This window comes from Teredinibacter franksiae (assembly GCF_014218805.1).
Lineage (GTDB): Bacteria > Pseudomonadota > Gammaproteobacteria > Pseudomonadales > Cellvibrionaceae > Teredinibacter > Teredinibacter franksiae.
Genome location: NZ_JACJUV010000008.1, coordinates 158625 through 176499 on the forward strand (window position 1 = coordinate 158625; position 17875 = coordinate 176499).

Sequence of the window (17875 nt, forward strand, 5' to 3'; positions counted from 1 at the left end):
AAACACCATACTCCCTGACCCTATTCCGTACCCGCTATAGTATTTTGTAGTTAAGGGTGCCCTGCCCGCTGGTGCACTCAAGCTAAATAATTGTACTCGTTCAATTTCAGTATCTACCGTCATTTGGTGTACTGTTGCCAGCTCAACTTTCCTAGCTCACAAAAAACATCCGTAAAAACCTGTAAGCCAACATTAAAGCCGACTCAATAATCGTAATTGAAATAACTCCACCCTAGCCATGCTACAAAAACGAAATAAGCGGTATGTTAAAACTGCGGAACCGCATGGTTACAGATTCTAATTCGTTTACAGCCAATAAAAACAATGGCTTAATTACCGCGTCTTTTCGTTGCGATTTCCAAACCCGTTAACATTATAAGAAACAGGGGTTTTTTGGGATGCTCTGTTCGCAACTCCGAGCGCCTTGCCCTGTGGTCTGGGCATTTCAAACTACAGCAGAGGAAATGCTATGAAACAAGCTAGTTCGCGGGCAATTATTTGCCTGCTGATTTCGTTCGCAACAATCAATATTAATGCGGCCGAATGTGAGTATGAAATCAGTAGTGATTGGAGCGATGGGTTTACCGCCTCCATAAACATTATTAACAGCAGTAACACTCCACTGAATAACTGGGATGCTTCTTGGCAATATTCAGATGGCTCCCGCTTGGTCAACAGCTGGAATGCCACAGTAACGGGTGACAACCCTTACACAGCGTCACCTTTTAACTGGAATAGCAACATCGAACCTGGGCAAGTGGTGTCGTTTGGCTTCCAGGCAGAAAAAGGCGTACCCGGAAGCGCAGCAGAAATACCGCTGGTAACCGGCAGTGTTTGCGATTTAGCTTCAAGCAGCTCATCTAGCAGCTCAAGCTCAAGCTCATCCTCTAGCAGCTCAAGCTCAAGCTCATCCTCTAGCAGCTCAAGCACATCCAGCAGTAGTTCCAGCTCGTCGAGTAGCAGTTCGAGTTCCTCTTCAAGCTCAAACTCCTCGTCCAGTTCGTCTTCGAGTACAGCGGTAGACATTGAGCTGGTGCGCGTATACCCCAATTTGAGCTTTACCCAACCTACTGGCCTATTTCAGGCTCCGGGCGATAACACGCGCTGGTATCTGCTGGAGAAAGAAGGTCGTGTTGTGTGGTTTAACGCAGCCAGTGACACCACTACCGCAGTGAATACCTATATTGATTTAACCACTATTATTGATGATTCCAGTGAAGGCGGACTACTGGGCATGGCGTTTCATCCCAACTATCAAAACAATCGTCAGGTATTTTTAAGTTTTACTGAGCCCGGTGCAAACAACGGGAGTTTAATTTCCTATATCTCCCGCTTTACTGAATCGTCTAACGGCAGCACGCTAGACACATCAACACGACTGGATATTATTTCCGTAGACCAGGTGTTTAATAATCACAACGGCGGCAACATAGCCTTCGGGCCAGACGGTTACCTCTACGGTGCTTTTGGTGATGGTGGTGCAAACGATCCATTCGACAACGGTCAAAATCCCAACAATCTATTAGGCGCATTCATTCGCGTTGATGTCGATAGCGCATCGCCTTACGCTATTCCCTCGGATAATCCATTTGTTAACGGTGGCGGCGCGCCTGAAGTTTACGCCTACGGTTTGCGCAACCCGTGGCGCTGGAGTTTCGATTCTGAAACCGGCGACCTCTGGGCAGGCGATGTGGGTGAAGGTCGATTCGAAGAGGTGGATATAATTTTATCGGGTGCTAACTACGGATGGCGTTGCATGGAAGGTAACGAGGTCACTATCAGTGAATGCTCCACCGGTGGCCCCTACGAACCCCCCATTATAGATTACGGTCGCAGCACAGGCGAAACCGTAACCGGCGGCTATGTATATCGCGGCAGTAATATACCCGGGCTTTATGGCCAGTATGTGTTTGGCGACTACGCGCTTGGCAAAATCTGGCGGCTTGTCGAATCCAACGCTGGCACCTATGAAATGGAATTGCTAACAGACAGTACCGTCTGGATTTCACACTTCGGAGAAGCAAACAATCGCGAGTTATTTGTGGTGGATTACAGCGGCGGCGGCGTATATGCAATCGTTAGCACTACATCGTCGTCCAGTAGCAGCTCGTCAAGCTCGTCCAGTAGTAGTTCGTCCAGCTCTTCCAGCAGCAGTTCTTCAAGCTCTTCCAGTAGCAGTTCGTCAAGCTCCTCCAGCAGCAGTTCGTCAAGCTCCTCCAGCAGCAGTTCGTCAAGCTCCTCCAGCAGCAGTTCTTCAAGCTCTTCCAGCAGCAGTTCGTCAAGCTCTTCTGTAGGTCAGGGTAATAACTGTAACTGGTATGGCTGGGTACTGCCTATCTGTGAAAATAGCGATAATGGTTGGAGCAACGAAAATAGCCAAACCTGTATTGGTCGCACCACCTGTGGTGATCGCGTAGTAAACTAACCACAGCTAAACCCGACAGTGGGCTAATGCTTAACAGCCCACCGTCGGTCTCTTTATCGGTTTTTTTTATCGCCTAATTAAAGCCTTTCTGTACCGCCTAATACCTTAATATTACACCACTCATTAGCCCTAGGTAATTTAGTGCTATTGAGTAGCGTGTAATTTACTCGGCTCGCCTGCACCCCAGAAACTCGTACGAGCGAACCAACCTCCCCTCTAAAGACCAAACCTCAACTCAACTCAATTTTGGCAAGCACATAAGCATGATCACTGGGTTTATCGGTGTCGGCTCCGGGCTCTGCGCCGATTAACTCGTTGCCGTGAATAATTTCATAATCTACTTTGTCAGTATCGACAAACTGCTTGGGTACGATACCGTGCATAAGCACCTGTAATTTGCCTCGGTGGTTATAGTCATAGCGTGTTTCTGGTGGGAGTGAAAGCACCAAATTTGTATTAGATGTACCTACCAGGGCATTCAACGTGCTGCTGTGTTCGTGGTCGTTAAAATCCCCGGTAATATAATAATTTTGGCCTTGCTTTAACAACTGCTCCGTTTCGCGGTGTATCGCCTCTGCTTGCTCAATACGCACACCCTCACGCAAGTCCACGCCCGGGTTTAACGGAGCAAAAATACTTAACTGCTCTCGCTTTGAAACAAGATGAACATTAATAACGGTCATGGTTTTGTCGCTAGCCCGCTCTTTAAAAGTCGCCATTAACGGCTTTCGCGACCCAACAAAGCAGGGCTCGTTGGCGCCAATGAGCTGTACAGAATTTGGCACAAGCGTAACCCGCTTGGGGTTGTACAAATATCCGTTGCGAATATTGCCGCCCGGCTGACCACCATCGGCACCCGGTTCCGGTGGAATATCCACCCAATGATACTCCACCCCGCTTAACTGTTTTATCAGCACAATTAAAGCAATATAGGTTTTAGAAGCATCAACCACCTCGGTTAGCTCTGCACCATCATTGTCTTGAATCTCTTGCAGAGCAACAATGTCAGGGGTATTGGCCTGCAGTACCACGGCCTCCGCAAGCGTATGGAAGCGCCCATCGCCCCAGTCGTCATCCACATCCGTTCTCGGGTTTTTAACAAGCTCAGCGGCCTCCAGATGGCAATCCAAATTAAAACAATTGAGGGTAAGAATCGTTAGCGCACCATCACGGCTACTAATGCGACTTTTCTGCAAAGCAATGGGGTTATCTGTAAATTCAAAAGTCTGTTGCGCGGCAATTTGCCATGCGCCTACACGGTATTGTAAAGGCCCAACCACATCGGTTAATAATGTAGTGCCCACATTCAGCTGGGGCGCTTGCTTGTAGTTGCGAAGACGAAACCCAGGAAACCAACGACCACCGCTACGGGCCTCCACTATTACACCACCCTCTTTGGTTTTAATCACATCGGGCTCGTTAAAATGATGGGGTAAAGCGCACACGTAATCGCCAAATAAATTACTGGGTGCAATAAAAGTGGATTGTGCCGGAATGGCAAGTAACATACCCTCTAAGCTATTAAGCATCACCGCGAGAGCCTCACTCGCAAGAGGCAACAGCTCGGGCGATAAGGTTAACGGCGTTATTAGCGGGCCTTCCTCCTGTACTAAATATAAACTACTAAGCTTTATTTGCGTTACCGGCCGTGCCGAATCGTCCTTTAAAAAATTAACGCATTCGCCAGCAACTTGCACTAGGTGGCCCACCTTAATATTTTTGGTAGTGCCATACACAAAAACAGCATCAGAACGCTGCCCATCCCAAGTTACGTTGGGCGTTTGCATATAAAACCCTCTACGTAAAACGCCAGTGATTACACCCTGCGTTTCTACTTGATCACCGGCAAAACCGGAGTTCAGTGTGTCACCCTGAATTTCTCTAATCGCTAATATACCTTCCACGCTACTCCCACCATTTATAGGGTTCTCTAAATAATACTAATATTTATGCCTTTCGGTAAAAATTCGCTCCCCTTTTTTTACTCAACGCACAGGACAATAAAACCAGCATCCATAGGTTCCACAGCCGTCATGCACATTGCAAACGTATTTCCCACCCTCATTTTCTTAGCAAAAAAACGGAACCGTACGCCCACATTAGCACTTGCACACCAACTTACACCACTGCGTAAGGGCTGACCAATACCGCGCCTAAGAAAAACACAAAATGCTCTTGAAACCACCTTAACCTTTACGCCCCCCTCTTTGACTAACATGGTTTGTGAGCCGCTTGGTTCACGAATGAAACAGCAGAACCACCAACGCCTAAGTGTATATTGCCGCTAGGGGTGTGGCTATGCACTATGAGTCGTAACCACCCTGCGGTTCTGCACAGCAATAGCCCCCTAGCCCTAAGCCAGAGCGACCTGGACACACGCTAGCGCAGGTATAAGATTAAAAAAACAGGTTTTTTATCTTATTTAAAGAAGATCCGTTTAAAGAAAGGTCCACTGGATAAAGGCAATAGGTGAAGGTGAAAAAACCGGCCAAAATATTGCTGGTAGCTTTTCACTGTTCGCCCCCCTATCCTATGTCGCATATTGAATTACACATTAGAGGGAATCTTATTATGGTGTGCAATAGTGTCCCAATAGGTAATGCGCCTGCCCTTATTGACATGAGGTAGCCGTTCATGGCTACGAGCTACTTCTTCGTCTCCACCACCACCACAAAATAATAACAGCCCTTGTCCGGCGTCTGCTTGGGTAAGAGACAAACGCAACAGCTGCTCAGGCCTATCTGCGAAAAAACCTAGCACAGCCGATTGATGCTTCGCATAGCAAGCTTGCAGGTAATCATCACTAAAATCGGTTTTGCGATCAAAGGAAGGAAAAACGGCCTGAAAACAACGCTTTATATCGTCTTCAAAAACTGTGCTATCTCGCACCCATTGCTTACGCATGCTTTTCAGCAAACGCCTTATGGATAAAACCCAATCTACCAATGGCCGCTCCAAGTATACAAATTTCGCTCCGGGGTAACGGCTATATAAGGATGCGTAATCTACAAATACAGGGGTATCCGCAACCACATCGGCCTGATCGAACGCTGTTTCACTATAGGCCGTATGAGCAACCTTAAACCCATAATCGAGCAAGTAAGTACACACGCTTGTGGTGCCTGTTCTAGGCAGGCTTACAACAAATACTTTTTGAGTGCTAATAGAGGCGCCCCTATGCTGCCATGCAAGCCATTACCATAAAACTAGGAAAAATAGTCTTTCATCCAATTGTAATAATGGTTCTGCGTTAATTCTCGCAATTGAATTTCTTCAAATTTGTCAGAGGGATCCTGCTCTATAAAAGAAAATTGAAAACGCACGATACCCGGCATATCGTCATGTAATACAACGATTATACGTTTGCCCGATTTTAAACAATCGATAGTCATCGTATCAGCCATAATCCCCACGGTACGAAGCTTACGGCTTACCCCTACCACAGGGTTTATTTCGCTAAAATCACGTTGAATCCGTGTGTGCGCCTCGGTCACGTAATCTGACAATATTTCTAACGGGTCTGTTTTATTTGTTTCATCGTTCATGGAGTTTCTTATTTCAGTTGAATATTTGCATCGTTGAAGCTAATGAGGGCTTACAACACAGCATTCTATCACCTCTGTATCTTGCCGGAAAACCAACGAAATTGGGCAATCACACTTGAGGATGTCTCTATTAATCGCTTCTGGCCTCGGCTTTGTGTGCGGTTGCTGCGCAAAGCAAAATTTACAGGCATGCTGGTGGCCTAGCGAAATTCATTCATGCCGTACATAACTCGTACATTAAGCCCCGAGGGGTGCATATCGATAGATTCCCGTATATCGTGAAATTACGCAGCGCCCTCTGTATGATAACGAGGAAATTAGTCAACGAATTCCAAATTAAGAAGAGCGAGTAAAAGTAATATTAGAAAATGTGAAGCATTCCAACTTGCGGAGTTACCAGCAGGGCTTTTCGACAATATAAGCGTGGCTTTATCAACAACTATCCGCGCCATTTAGGCGCAACGCTATAAGCTTAGCCGTGAATGACTTAACCTTGCCTCCAGCAACACCGTGAATATGGCCTATTAGCGAATCCACATTGACTTATCTATTTTCAACATCAATAAGAGAGAACCATGAAAACCATTGGAATAGGGATAGCCGGTGCTCAACTGGGCGCACGTATGCATTTAGCAAATTACGCGAACTTGCCCAAGGGGGAAGTTGACGTGCGCGGAGTGTGCTCGAAGAACCTCACCAGTGCTGAAGGTTTTGCGAAAAAAGCCGGTATTGGGTTTGCAACCGATAATTTCGATGACTTGCTAGCGAGACCCGACATTGATGTTATCGACATCTGCGTTCCTCCAGCACTGCATCATGAATTTGCCATTCGCGCTGCAAATGCCGGAAAGCACATCATTATGGAAAAGCCACTCACCGGCTACTTTGGTTCTCCTGGTGATGCCGAACCCATTGGCGAGCACGTAGCTATGTCTGTTATGCGCAAAGGCGCAAGACAAAATGCGGAAGCCATACGCGAGGCCGTTCAGCGCAATGGCGTTAAATTTTGCTACGCCGAGAACTGGGTATATTCACCGCCCATTGTAAAAATGCGCAAATTAATCGCCGCGTCTAAGGGTTCAGTATTAGAGATTCGTGCGGAAGAAAATCATTCGGGTTCCAACTCGAAAGCCTCACAAGAGTGGAAATCGACAGGTGGCGGTGCTCTTTTACGGATGGGCGTACATTCAGTGGGCGCCTGTTTACACCTCAAACAATGGGAAGGCCAAATACGGCGAGGAATGCCAATTCTACCCGTTGCGGTGCTCGCAGACACCACAAATTTAATCCGTAGCCAAGCTTCTGAACTGGCTCGTGATGCCGGTGCTCATCGCTGGATAAGTTCTAACCCAGGAGACGTTGAAAACTGGGCAAATCTCATAATTCACTTTGAAGATGGTAGTCGCGGCAATGTTACAGTGAGCGACTCAGGTCTCGGCGGCCTTAACACCCGTGTTGTGGCCTTTATGACCGACGGTGTTATTAAAGCAAACATGACCGCCAACGATGCAGTAGAAACTTATGCACCCGATGTCGGCGTATTTGGAGATGAGTACTTTACTGAAAAACTCGAAACCCATGCGGGATGGAACAGACCTAGCTGTGACGAAGACTGGTTTCGTGGGTTTGCGCAAGAAATTGCTGATTTTGTTCAGGCATTACGCAATGGAACAGAGCCACTTGCCGGAATTGACCTTGCTATTAGTTGCGTCGATGTTATTTACGCCGGATATCAATCCGCACAGGAAGGAAGGCGTATAGATTTACTTTAGGGCAGTTCCATTAGTCACTTTTAACCCGTGACTTTTGCGCTTCACGGTTTTATTTACAGTTTAATTTCTACAAAGGCAGACGAGTTATTCTGAAGCAAACGCGGGCCCCGAAAACACTAGATTACAGTATTTTTAGGTATGACGAATTCAGCGGTGCGTGCATGCAAGTTTGTAAAAGAAATTAAATTCCACCCGGACACTATTGCCTATAGGAAAAAAATACCGACCTGTAGTATGGGTTAGCCAAAGACACCTCCCACGATTTACTTTTGGGTACTTACACTAACCACCCCACACAAACTTTTAACACCTGCAGAACCGATAAACCCGTTACCTATCGGCTACATTTTCTATAGCGTCGCAGACCAATCTTCTATTGTTACTTATATAGGAGTTTTTCGTGAACACTTTGGAGCACCCCTGGCCAAATATCCATCCAGCAACAACCATGAGTATAGCCAGGGTAGTTCCAGATCTCGCCGCCGTGTTTATCCACATAGGATTGAGTAATATCGCGTGTCACATTGGCATCTTTACCACCAATAATATGGAATTGCAGAATATCCCGTGGGAAAACGTCCAACTCAATGGGGTTAAGCGATCCTTTCAAAGCCGTGTAGTGATGATTTTTAGTCCATAGGGTAGTATTCAAGTTACCCGCCACAGTAACAATAGCGGCTACTTGGGGCACTCGTGGTGCCATAAGGGTTACCAATGCACCTCCGCCGCTAAAACCGAATAAAATAACTTTTTTATTCGGTTGTTCACGCAACAGGGCCTTTAGCGCCTGCACCATACTGCTAACCACTTCTTCAGAGAAGCGCGAAGAAGTCCATAATTTAGTGTTACAGTTTCGACTTTTATCCGGGCCGTAATAACAGGGGCGGCCTATAAAAACCGCAGCTCTGCTATCCTCACCAACCAAATTTAACACGAGCGAACTCTTTGGGGTAGGATTGGAGGCAACAACGAAGCGATGCCGCCAAGGTACTCCGTCACCGGCTACATACACATGTAGGTACGGGCTTTCCTCGACTGTATTGTAAAACAGCTTGTGATCGAATAGCTCGCTAGAAAATACGTTTTCCTGCAGGCCATAATGAGTTACCAACTGCGGAATAAAGCTTGGCCCTGTTGCGCAACCGGCAAGCAACACTAGAAAGCTAAAGAGGTATACAATAAATCTGAATCGCACGTTAAAAATCCCTGCCCTCAAAAATCTAAAATTCGCGCATAAAAAGGTGTCGTAATCAATACAAGCCTATAACGCCAGTGAAAATTATAAAGCATCCATCCATTCGACTACATTTCCCTCGATGCGGCTTGCCAGTATTGTCCAATCGGGGGCGCTAGTGTCGCCCTACTGACTTAAATCTTTAGGATGTATTAAAATCGCTATTACCCGACTTGATACCGAAATGGAAATAGTAGCATTGCGAGGGTACCCACACGCCATTTCGGCTTAATCCCGCCAAAAAATCATACTTATTCCGCTAACCGCGCTCTAACGATGGTTTAAACCGCACGACATGCAGCTTTACGCGCCATCATTCCGCTACCTACAGTCATAAATTGAAACATTTAGTCTTACGTATTCCCCTCCAAAGGGTTTTCACAAGCTCCCTACTGGTAAGCGTCCCTTCCCACTTTCTTTAATTGGCGATAAATAATTTGAACCACATTCATAGTTGCTACGACATAAACATAAGCCCGTTGGCAGTACTCTTAAAACTACCAAAGCATGCCCAACAGACACACTTACTTTTCACTTAAAAATCTTTGGAGAACACCATGAAACGTTTCATATTAATTCTATCCTTGTCTTTACCACTTATTTCTGTAGGCACTATGGCCTACGAGATTTGCAGCGACCCTGACGGCGGATTTGAATTGGATTGTAACGATGGCTATTCCACTAACTGGCCATTACCACCAAATGAAATTTCTGCCAATGCGGTATGCAGTGACCATGGTGGTGTTGCGGCTGGCTACCCTAGGCCCATAATAAAAATAAGTAAACAACCAACAGAGGGTTGTCAAAATACAGGTTTCCTAAACATAGACTTGGGGGCAGTTACACTTAATTCTACTAGCCGAAACCGATAACACCTTAAGTGTCACACTTATAGACCGGCACAAAAGCAACAGTTTGAACCTGCCCAGCTTAACAACACTTCTTTTCGGACTCTGTTCAGCAATTGAAGTGTGCGTTAAGCGGGGAAGTTCAATATACGCTTAGGGTATTCAATTGACGCTAAATGACCATTTCGTGCTCGTACACGCCACTCTTCCAGTATTTTGAGTTACTAACGTAAAACTTTGATCTTACGGAATTTACCCAATGGATTTTCCAAAAATTCTCTACTGGTGGGTGTCCCTTCTAACTGCTTCCCTTAAAGCTGTGCTAGTGGGTGTCCATTCTAGCTGCTTTCGTAAATTCTTTAAGAGTGCGTGTCCCTGCAATTCTTCGTGTCCCTGCAATTCTTTACGTGTCCCTGCTAGCTTTCTAGCTGCTTCTGTCCCTTCTAGCTGAGCTGGTGGGTGTCCATTCTAGCTGCTTTCGCAAATTCTTTAAGAGTGCGTGCCCCTGCTAACTTGTGCTAGCTGCTTTCGCAAATTCTTTAAGAGTGCGTGTCCCTGCTAACTTCTTAAGAGTGCGTGTCCCTGCTAACTTCCATGTCCCTGCTAACTTCGATAACCCCCTCAACCCCTCAACCCCTCAACCCCTCAACCCCTCAACCCCTCAACCCCTCAACCCCTCAACCAAGCCTCCTAAACGCGCCTATCCGAAAAGTAACCATGTAAATTTTTCGTAGGAGCAACCAAGAAAACACCTAAAATAAAATTTTCCACCCACATGCAAGACAAATTATTAACATGTGATATAACTTAATCAAAATCATATAGGAAAAACAAATTGTCATATAAGTTTATACGCGACAAAGGAAACCCATCATAACAACGAAGTTTTTTAATTTTCGCTTCAAATTGATCTAACCAAATATCTATAGCTGATATAAAACCCTAGAACACTGACTTTCATATAAATTCAATTCATGGGGGAACAATACTGTATATAGACCAAAACATTTGCTGCCCATGAAACAAATTGATTAAGATGCTGTCGCCAAATTTAATCTATTAATCATTATATGGATTAACAAAAAAAACAAAAAACTAGAAAATAAATTTTTTCTGCACCTACCTAACACTACGGAAGCACTGTATCGAGCTAGACGTCGACAATTCATTTTGGCCTGACCAAAAAACCGGACAGGAGGGCATATTATTGGGGAATACGTCTACCAAACGAATTAAGCCGCTTATGTCGTTTACATCTTCTAAATTTTTAAACCGGAATAAATGGCCGTTTTCAACCGCACAGCCAAGGGGGGCTATTGCTCTAATCTTTATGCCTTTATAAGGGATTAAGTTTGACAACTTTCTACCGCAGCCAACCGATAAAAAAAATGCGGCCAACGATTTCAACTACCTCACATGTTAGGAGTATGCGTTATGTATAGAGTAAAAAAGCTTTCGAGTGCAGTGATAGCCGTATTATCCGCCACGACAGCCATGCCCTCTTTATCACAAAATGACCAGGTTGAAGAGGTATTAGTGACGGGGATTCGAGCCAGCCTAGAAGCCTCTATGGACATTAAACGGGAGTCTGCTGGCGTGGTAGACGCCATTTCAGCGGAAGATATTGGTAAATTTCCAGACACAAACCTCGCCGAATCCTTACAACGCATTACGGGTGTATCCATCGACCGAGTCAACGGCGAGGGATCTCAAATCACAGTTAGAGGTTTTGGCCCTGCCAACAACATGGTCACCCTCAATGGTCGTACCATGCCAGCGGGTTTCACCTACGGTGGTGGCAGCGGTGCAGGCGGAACCTTTGGTGGCGCAACGCGCGCGTTCGACTTTGCCAACCTAGCATCAGAAAGTGTGAGTGGGGTGCAGGTGTATAAAACCGGCCGCGCTAATGTCTCCTCAGGCGGAATAGGTGCAACAGTCAATATCACCACCACCCGTCCATTAGAAAAAGAAGGTTTAGCCGTGAGCGTGGCGGGTAAAGCGGTAAACGATACCACTACCCGCATTGGCGATAGTATTACTCCCGAATTGTCAGGCCTAGTCAGCTGGAGCGACGGCACCTTTGGCGCCTCGATTGCGGGTAGCTACCAGGTAAGACATTCCGGCGCAGCGGGCGCTTCTGAAAATAATTGGAACATTGCAGAATGGGATTCTGAAAACCCACCGCTCTATGGCTTTACAGACGATGTCGTAATTACAAACCCGCCCGCAGAAGGTCAGTTATTTGGGCGCCCTAACGATTTTAGATGGGCTTATTCAGACAAAGAACGTGAGCGTATCAATACCCAACTTACACTTCAGTGGGCACCTACAGACGCTATTGAAACAACATTGGACTACGTATACGCCGAAAACAAACTATGGGAGCACCGTGGAGAATGGGCCCAGTGGCTATCCAACGGCAATTCAATCGACGCCGTAACCTTTGACGATAGCCAGGTCGCAACACCTATCTATATTCACGAAACACATATCCCCTCCAACAGAGATGTTGGTTATGAGCAGCAATTACGAGAGCAAACAAACACGCTCGACTCCATCGGCTTCAGAGCCGACTGGGAGGTAAATAATACCCTCAGCCTCGGCGTCGACGTGCACAACTCCAGCATGGAGAATTTGCCAACAGGTTTGGGCGATGCCGGCGAAATTGCCATTAGCTTGGGCGCACCTGTTTCCGGTGGTTTTACATACGACTTTAGTGGCGACATGCCAATCGGCAGCTTCGACTTAGAAGATTCAAACACCAATGGCAACGGCGTACTCGACGAAGGAGACGTAGGCAGCGCTCAGGGGCGAATATGGTACGCAGCGCAAACCATGGATATCACCCAAATAAAATTCGATGGCTCACTCACCTTCGACAACGGTCATTTTGATTTCGGTATTGAACGTACCGAAACCGATATGGTGCAGCAAGCCTCCAACCGGCAAGCAGGCCTCGGCAATTGGAACGTCACTAACCCCGGGGAGTTTGAACAAGGGACTTTCGAGACCTTTAATTTCGCCTCGCAATTCGACGATTACAACATGAGCAACTCCTACCAATCAGGTATTAGGGCCAATTCGGTGAAAGACTTATGTCGTCAAACCGAAGCCCTCTACGGTGTTGGGGGCTCGGTAGCCGACCAAGGATGGGTGTGTGAAATCGAACGCAATTTTAGCCAAGACAACCAAGTTGAAGAATCCGTTACCGGAGTATTCTTCCAGCTTGCCTTGGAAGGCGACCTAGCCGGTAAGCCATACCACATCTTGGCCGGCGTGCGCTACGAAGAGACCAACCTAACCTCCACAGCCCGCTTACGTCGTCCACTGTACCGAGTATGGCAAGGTAACAACGACTTTCAAGTAACGGAATATGCCGAAGGCGACAAAGTACCTATTGCTGTTGAAAACGACTACAGCAATATGCTGCCAAGTTTTGACTTCGACTTAGAATTATTAGACAACCTGGTTGGCCGCTTTTCCTTCAGTAACACCATAGCCCGAGCCAACTATGGCGACCTCTACGCGGGTGCCAGCGGATTTGGGCAATCCGACCCAACGGGCTACCGAGGCGCGACCCCAACCGCAAGGCGTACAAGCCCTGAATTACTACCGCTAGATTCAAAGAACCTGGACCTATCACTGGAATGGTATTTTGATGAAGGCAGTTATGCATCGGTAGGGGTATTCGAGAAGCGGGTGAATAACTTTGTGGGAACCGGGCAGTCTGAAGAAAGCCATTACGGTATGGTCGACGCTAGCTGGGCGGGTGATGACCCCAATGCAAACACACGCATGAATACGGTCTACCAAGAGCTTGATGGTATCGGCTACAACGACCCCGATGCCGACCAATTGTTCGCCATGGCCACCTGCGTAACCTACACCGAAGACTATCTCGATGGTCACTCCCTGCAAGATGTACAAACGCTGCAAGCCGCATGCGCCAACCCCGCTAACTTTGATCCAGACAATGAAGATACCATCAATATAGATGGCGAAGACGTTGTATTTTTGAACTGGGTTGAAGGCCCCTATGATGTGAACGGCTTAATGACGGATACACAGCATCCCGATTTTATCGCCGACCCAGAAGCACAGTGGTTAACCTCGTTCCCCACTAACAACAAAGAAGCAAAAATTTACGGATCTGAATGGGCCGTGCAACACTTCTTTGGCGACACAGGCTTTGGTGTACAAGCAAACTATACCGTTGTGAATGGTGATGTAAGCTTCGATGACCTGGCCTCCCCCACCGAGGAACAGTTCGCACTACTAGGGTTAAGCGATACCTTGAACTTAGTCGCCATCTACGAAAAATACGGTTTCCAAGCACGCCTTGCTTACAACTGGCGAGACTCATTCCTGCGTCAGACTAACCAAGGAGGTTCAAGAAACCCCGTTTATGTAGATGAATACTCGCAACTCGACCTGAACGCCTCCTATGAATTTTTTGAAGGCTTTAGTGTATTCATGGAGGGCTTAAACATTACCGGCGAGAATGTACGCTGGTACCAACGTTCAGACAAAATGACCCGCTACGTAGAAGAGCTTGGCCCCCGCTACCAGATAGGCGCGCGCTATAACTTCTAAAGCTACGCAATAGATCAAGCCAGCAATAATTCGTTTAACCTCCCTATTTACCCCGGCCAACCGCCGGGGTTTTTTAAGCTATTTTTCGGTATGAACAAGTAGCATTGATACAACAGAAAAACAATCACTAGAAAAATTCGGCCACCCCTAACGCCAAAAAAGCCAAGCCCACACACAGCAATCAAAACAGACTGAAGCTAGGCACGCGGTGTCGATGGTTTAACCTGACTAATTCGTGCTCGTACGCGCCACTCTTCCAGTAATTACAGTTACTATCCAAAAACATTGATCTTTCGTATTTTTCCCTCATGGTTTTTTCACATACTCGTTACTAGCGCACGTCCTATTTTACTTTATCTCAATGTGGCGCATTTTTCATTAATGTGGTCGCCCGATCTTTCCCAACGACCATTTTCCAATTTTAGTGTGAGCCAATGCTCACCGATTTAACACTATTTGCATTACCTATTTGGATTCAGGAAGAATACTCATACATTACCCGTTATAGTAGGTTTGACTGGCATTAGGAATGCAGTGCTTACAATTGAGCGTTCAGGTACCCCCGCCCCGGGAGCCATAACCCTAATAATGATTAATTACACTAAACATTTTTCTTAACACTTCACCCATCTACTCCCCCTTAACAACACTACGGGTAGCATTTTATTTGAGCGGATCGTTCAAACTAAACTAGATTCGCGGTTTCATTTGGTATTTAAAAAGCACTTGAAGCAAAAATAGTGTTTGAACATTAACAATGCCTAAAAAGCAATTGCCTAAATTCTCAAAGAGGAAGGTTAGCATGACATTCTTGTATCGAAAAATCCTGCTCAATGTCGCCTTTATTGCCTTATCCGGCATGTCCGCGAGCACCTATGCCTGCGAAGGTGTAAATGAGTATCCCAATTGGCCCGCAAAAGATTGGGAAGGCGGCGTTCCCAATCATGCTAATGCGGGCGATCAACTGATTTATCAGGGCTTACTGTATCAAGCAAACTGGTATACCAACTCCATTCCTGCAAGTGATTCCTCTTGGAGCTTGATAAATCGTTGTGATGACAATGCCAGTTCAACCTCTAGTTCCAGTTCCTATAGCTCTAGCTCCTCTAGCTCCTCTAGCTCCTCTAGCTCGGCGAGTGCCAATAGCTCATCTTCAAGTCACTCCAGTAACTCTAGCTCATCGAGTAGCGGTAACACCACGGTTACAATTCAAGAGAACTCCACAGGTTTTTGTGGTGTAGATGGCTCTGTTGACAGCAATAACACAGGCTATACCGGAGACGGTTTTGCCAACACCGATAACGCATCAGGTAAAAAAATCATTTGGAAAATAAACGTCGCCTCAGCAGGGAATTACAGCTTGGAATGGCGATATTCAAACGGCTCTAGCAACAACCGCACTGGCACAATAACGGCAAATGGCTCGCAAGCGAATGTAGATTTTTCAACCACTGGGGCATGGTTTAGTTGGACTACCAGTGGCACCAACGTAGCTTTACAAGCAGGCGACAATGACATCATCTTAAGCGCTGCAACCAATGACGGCTTACCCAATATCGACTTTTTTAGCGTACCTGGCTATGACGTTAGCGCAGCAGAATGCAGCGGTAGTAGCAGTTCAAGCTCAAGCTCTTCTTCATCTAGCTCACCCAGCACAGGCGGTTTTGGGAATGTCTGCCCCGCTGTTGGCCCCTGCAGAATTCTACCCTTCGGAGACTCCATTACGGACGGCTATGGCACACCCGGGGGCTATCGCATTGAATTGTTTGAAATAGCCGTGGAAGCAGGCAAAAGCATTACGTTTGTCGGCGAAAAAGCTAATGGACCAAGCACCGTTGCGGGCAAACCATTCCCACGCAACCACCAAGGGCATAGCGGATGGACAATAGAGAGCGTCGCCGGAAAAACGGGGGTAATCACTAAGCTTCCAAGCCCCGCATTAAACGACGACCCTAACATTATATTGTTACACATTGGCACTAACGACCTTAAAGCAATGCCTTCGGGCATGGATCAAAGGCTAGAGCGCCTAGTTGATAAAATTCTTGTTGAAGCACCTAATGCACTCCTGGTTGTGGCTTCTCTCGTTCCGTCAGACAAATCAAGCTACCCTAACTCGATCATCATCGACTACAACGCAAAAATTCCAGCCATGGTGAAGAAAAAAACGGACATGGGGTACAAAATTATTTTTGTTGACCAATACAATGGCTTTTCTATTCCCACAGAATTAGCCGATGGGCTTCACCCCAACGAAGCCGGCTATGCGCGAATGGCCAACAAATGGTACAGCAGTGTAGAACAGTACCTACATTAGTACGCGTACTAATGTTTTAAAAGGAAACGCAACAGGCTCTCTGGCAAATAATTTGGCGATACATGGTATTCAGCAAAAGCATTTATGCCATCACCGAAATTGTTAATGTAAACCAATAATAGCAACCATAGCATTTCGATTGGTAGTGTTCGCCAATACCGCCAGAGCGCCTAATGTAAGGCCGGCTACCCACTAAACCCGAAAGCCCTGCAACCTTAATTGCAGTAGTCTTCTTCACTCTTTTTTTTCTTCTAACAATGGTTACCCAATTAAAACCAGAGCCAGCGCCGTGTTAATACTGACAACCCAACAACCTTCAGCTTAATCATTGATTTACAAATGCAAATATTAATGGCATGTATCGCATAGCTCTTTGGTGTTGGCTTCAATCAATAGCACAGACTAACTATTCGAGTTTATTTCAATTATAAACGCTTTCTTTTGACCTGGGCATTTTTGATTCAACGACATTACCTTGTAACACCAACCAGATAACCGCTGAACACGCTCAATATGCTGAGAGAATAGCTCGTGACTTGGCAACGCCAATAACACGGCCTGCATCGGAACCCTTGAATGCAAATCCGATGCCTACTTTACTCTAATCAGCGGCTCAATAAAACGTTTGGGGCCTATGGCCAAACCAAGCCGACTTCCAGGTGCCGCTATTTTTGAAAAAGAACGCAGTACCACCACATATTCACTACAGAACGAAAATACCATAGGCGATTCAGTGCCGGCACAACGTCCCTATAGGGAGCATCTTCAATTAAGGTAACCGAATAACGCCTGCACAGTGCAGCAACTTGCTTTCTTATCACTAATGACCAACAGGTGCCCGCTGGGTTGTAAAAGTCAGGTACTGCAAAAAAAATTCATGCAAATTGGGGCTGCAAGTTGGGGCCACCCACTCCCAGCGGAGTCGACTTTATGCTCGCTTGCGCCACTGAAAAACCTGCAAAGCCCTCAAGCAACTAGGGGCCACCAGTACTACCGCATCACCAGTGTCTACAAATGCCCGCGCCAAAAGGTCTAGCGCTAGTTGCGAGCCGCCGCACACCAATGCCCTATGGGTTTCGGGTAGCATTGGCCAAGGTAGTCCAATAAAGGCCGGTAGCCCACGGTTTCACCATATTGAAAA

The 17875-nt window shown here is 46.5% G+C and carries 9 protein-coding genes; 5 read left to right on the forward strand and 4 right to left on the reverse strand.

From position 1 onward, the window contains the following. The first annotated feature begins 469 nt into the window (after positions 1 to 469). Positions 470 to 2425 (forward strand): PQQ-dependent sugar dehydrogenase, encoded by a 1956-nt coding sequence (locus H5336_RS20485; protein ID WP_185236319.1) that lies wholly within the window; start codon positions 470 to 472, stop codon positions 2423 to 2425. Between the two features lie 230 nt (positions 2426 to 2655). On the opposite strand, the gene H5336_RS20490 is transcribed toward H5336_RS20485, so the two are convergent. From H5336_RS20490 to H5336_RS20500, 3 genes are all read right to left on the reverse strand, one after another. After that, positions 2656 to 4329, reverse strand: coding sequence for a DUF8508 domain-containing protein (locus H5336_RS20490; protein WP_185236320.1), 1674 nt, complete (start codon positions 4327 to 4329; stop codon positions 2656 to 2658). 643 nt (positions 4330 to 4972) lie between these two features. Then, positions 4973 to 5536: a sulfotransferase gene (locus tag H5336_RS20495; protein WP_185236321.1), complete on the reverse strand. Its 564-nt coding sequence runs from the start codon at positions 5534 to 5536 to the stop codon at positions 4973 to 4975. Positions 5537 to 5631: 95 nt separating this feature from the next. Continuing rightward, positions 5632 to 5970, reverse strand: coding sequence for a hypothetical protein (locus H5336_RS20500; RefSeq protein WP_185236322.1), 339 nt, complete (start codon positions 5968 to 5970; stop codon positions 5632 to 5634). A gap of 575 nt (positions 5971 to 6545) precedes the next feature. Between H5336_RS20500 and H5336_RS20505 the strand changes: the two genes are divergently transcribed. Continuing rightward, positions 6546 to 7742, forward strand: coding sequence for a Gfo/Idh/MocA family protein (locus H5336_RS20505; protein ID WP_185236323.1), 1197 nt, complete (start codon positions 6546 to 6548; stop codon positions 7740 to 7742). A 379-nt stretch (positions 7743 to 8121) separates the two neighbouring features. Here the strand turns inward: H5336_RS20505 and H5336_RS23195 are convergent, their stop codons facing one another. Then, positions 8122 to 8937: a dienelactone hydrolase family protein gene (locus tag H5336_RS23195; protein WP_185236324.1), complete on the reverse strand. Its 816-nt coding sequence runs from the start codon at positions 8935 to 8937 to the stop codon at positions 8122 to 8124. Between the two features lie 596 nt (positions 8938 to 9533). Here H5336_RS23195 and H5336_RS20515 point away from each other — a divergent pair. The 3 genes from H5336_RS20515 to H5336_RS20525 all read left to right on the forward strand — a co-directional run bounded on the left by H5336_RS20515 (position 9534) and on the right by H5336_RS20525 (position 16734). Continuing rightward, the gene (locus tag H5336_RS20515; protein WP_185236325.1) at positions 9534 to 9848 is read left to right on the forward strand and encodes a hypothetical protein; all 315 of its coding nucleotides are present in this window, start codon (positions 9534 to 9536) and stop codon (positions 9846 to 9848) included. Between the two features lie 1410 nt (positions 9849 to 11258). Further along, positions 11259 to 14417: a TonB-dependent receptor gene (locus tag H5336_RS20520; protein WP_185236326.1), complete on the forward strand. Its 3159-nt coding sequence runs from the start codon at positions 11259 to 11261 to the stop codon at positions 14415 to 14417. Between the two features lie 802 nt (positions 14418 to 15219). Continuing rightward, a complete protein-coding gene (locus H5336_RS20525) occupies positions 15220 to 16734 on the forward strand; it encodes a cellulose-binding domain-containing protein (RefSeq protein WP_246439455.1) in 1515 nt (504 codons plus the stop codon). Positions 16735 to 17875 lie beyond the last annotated feature (1141 nt).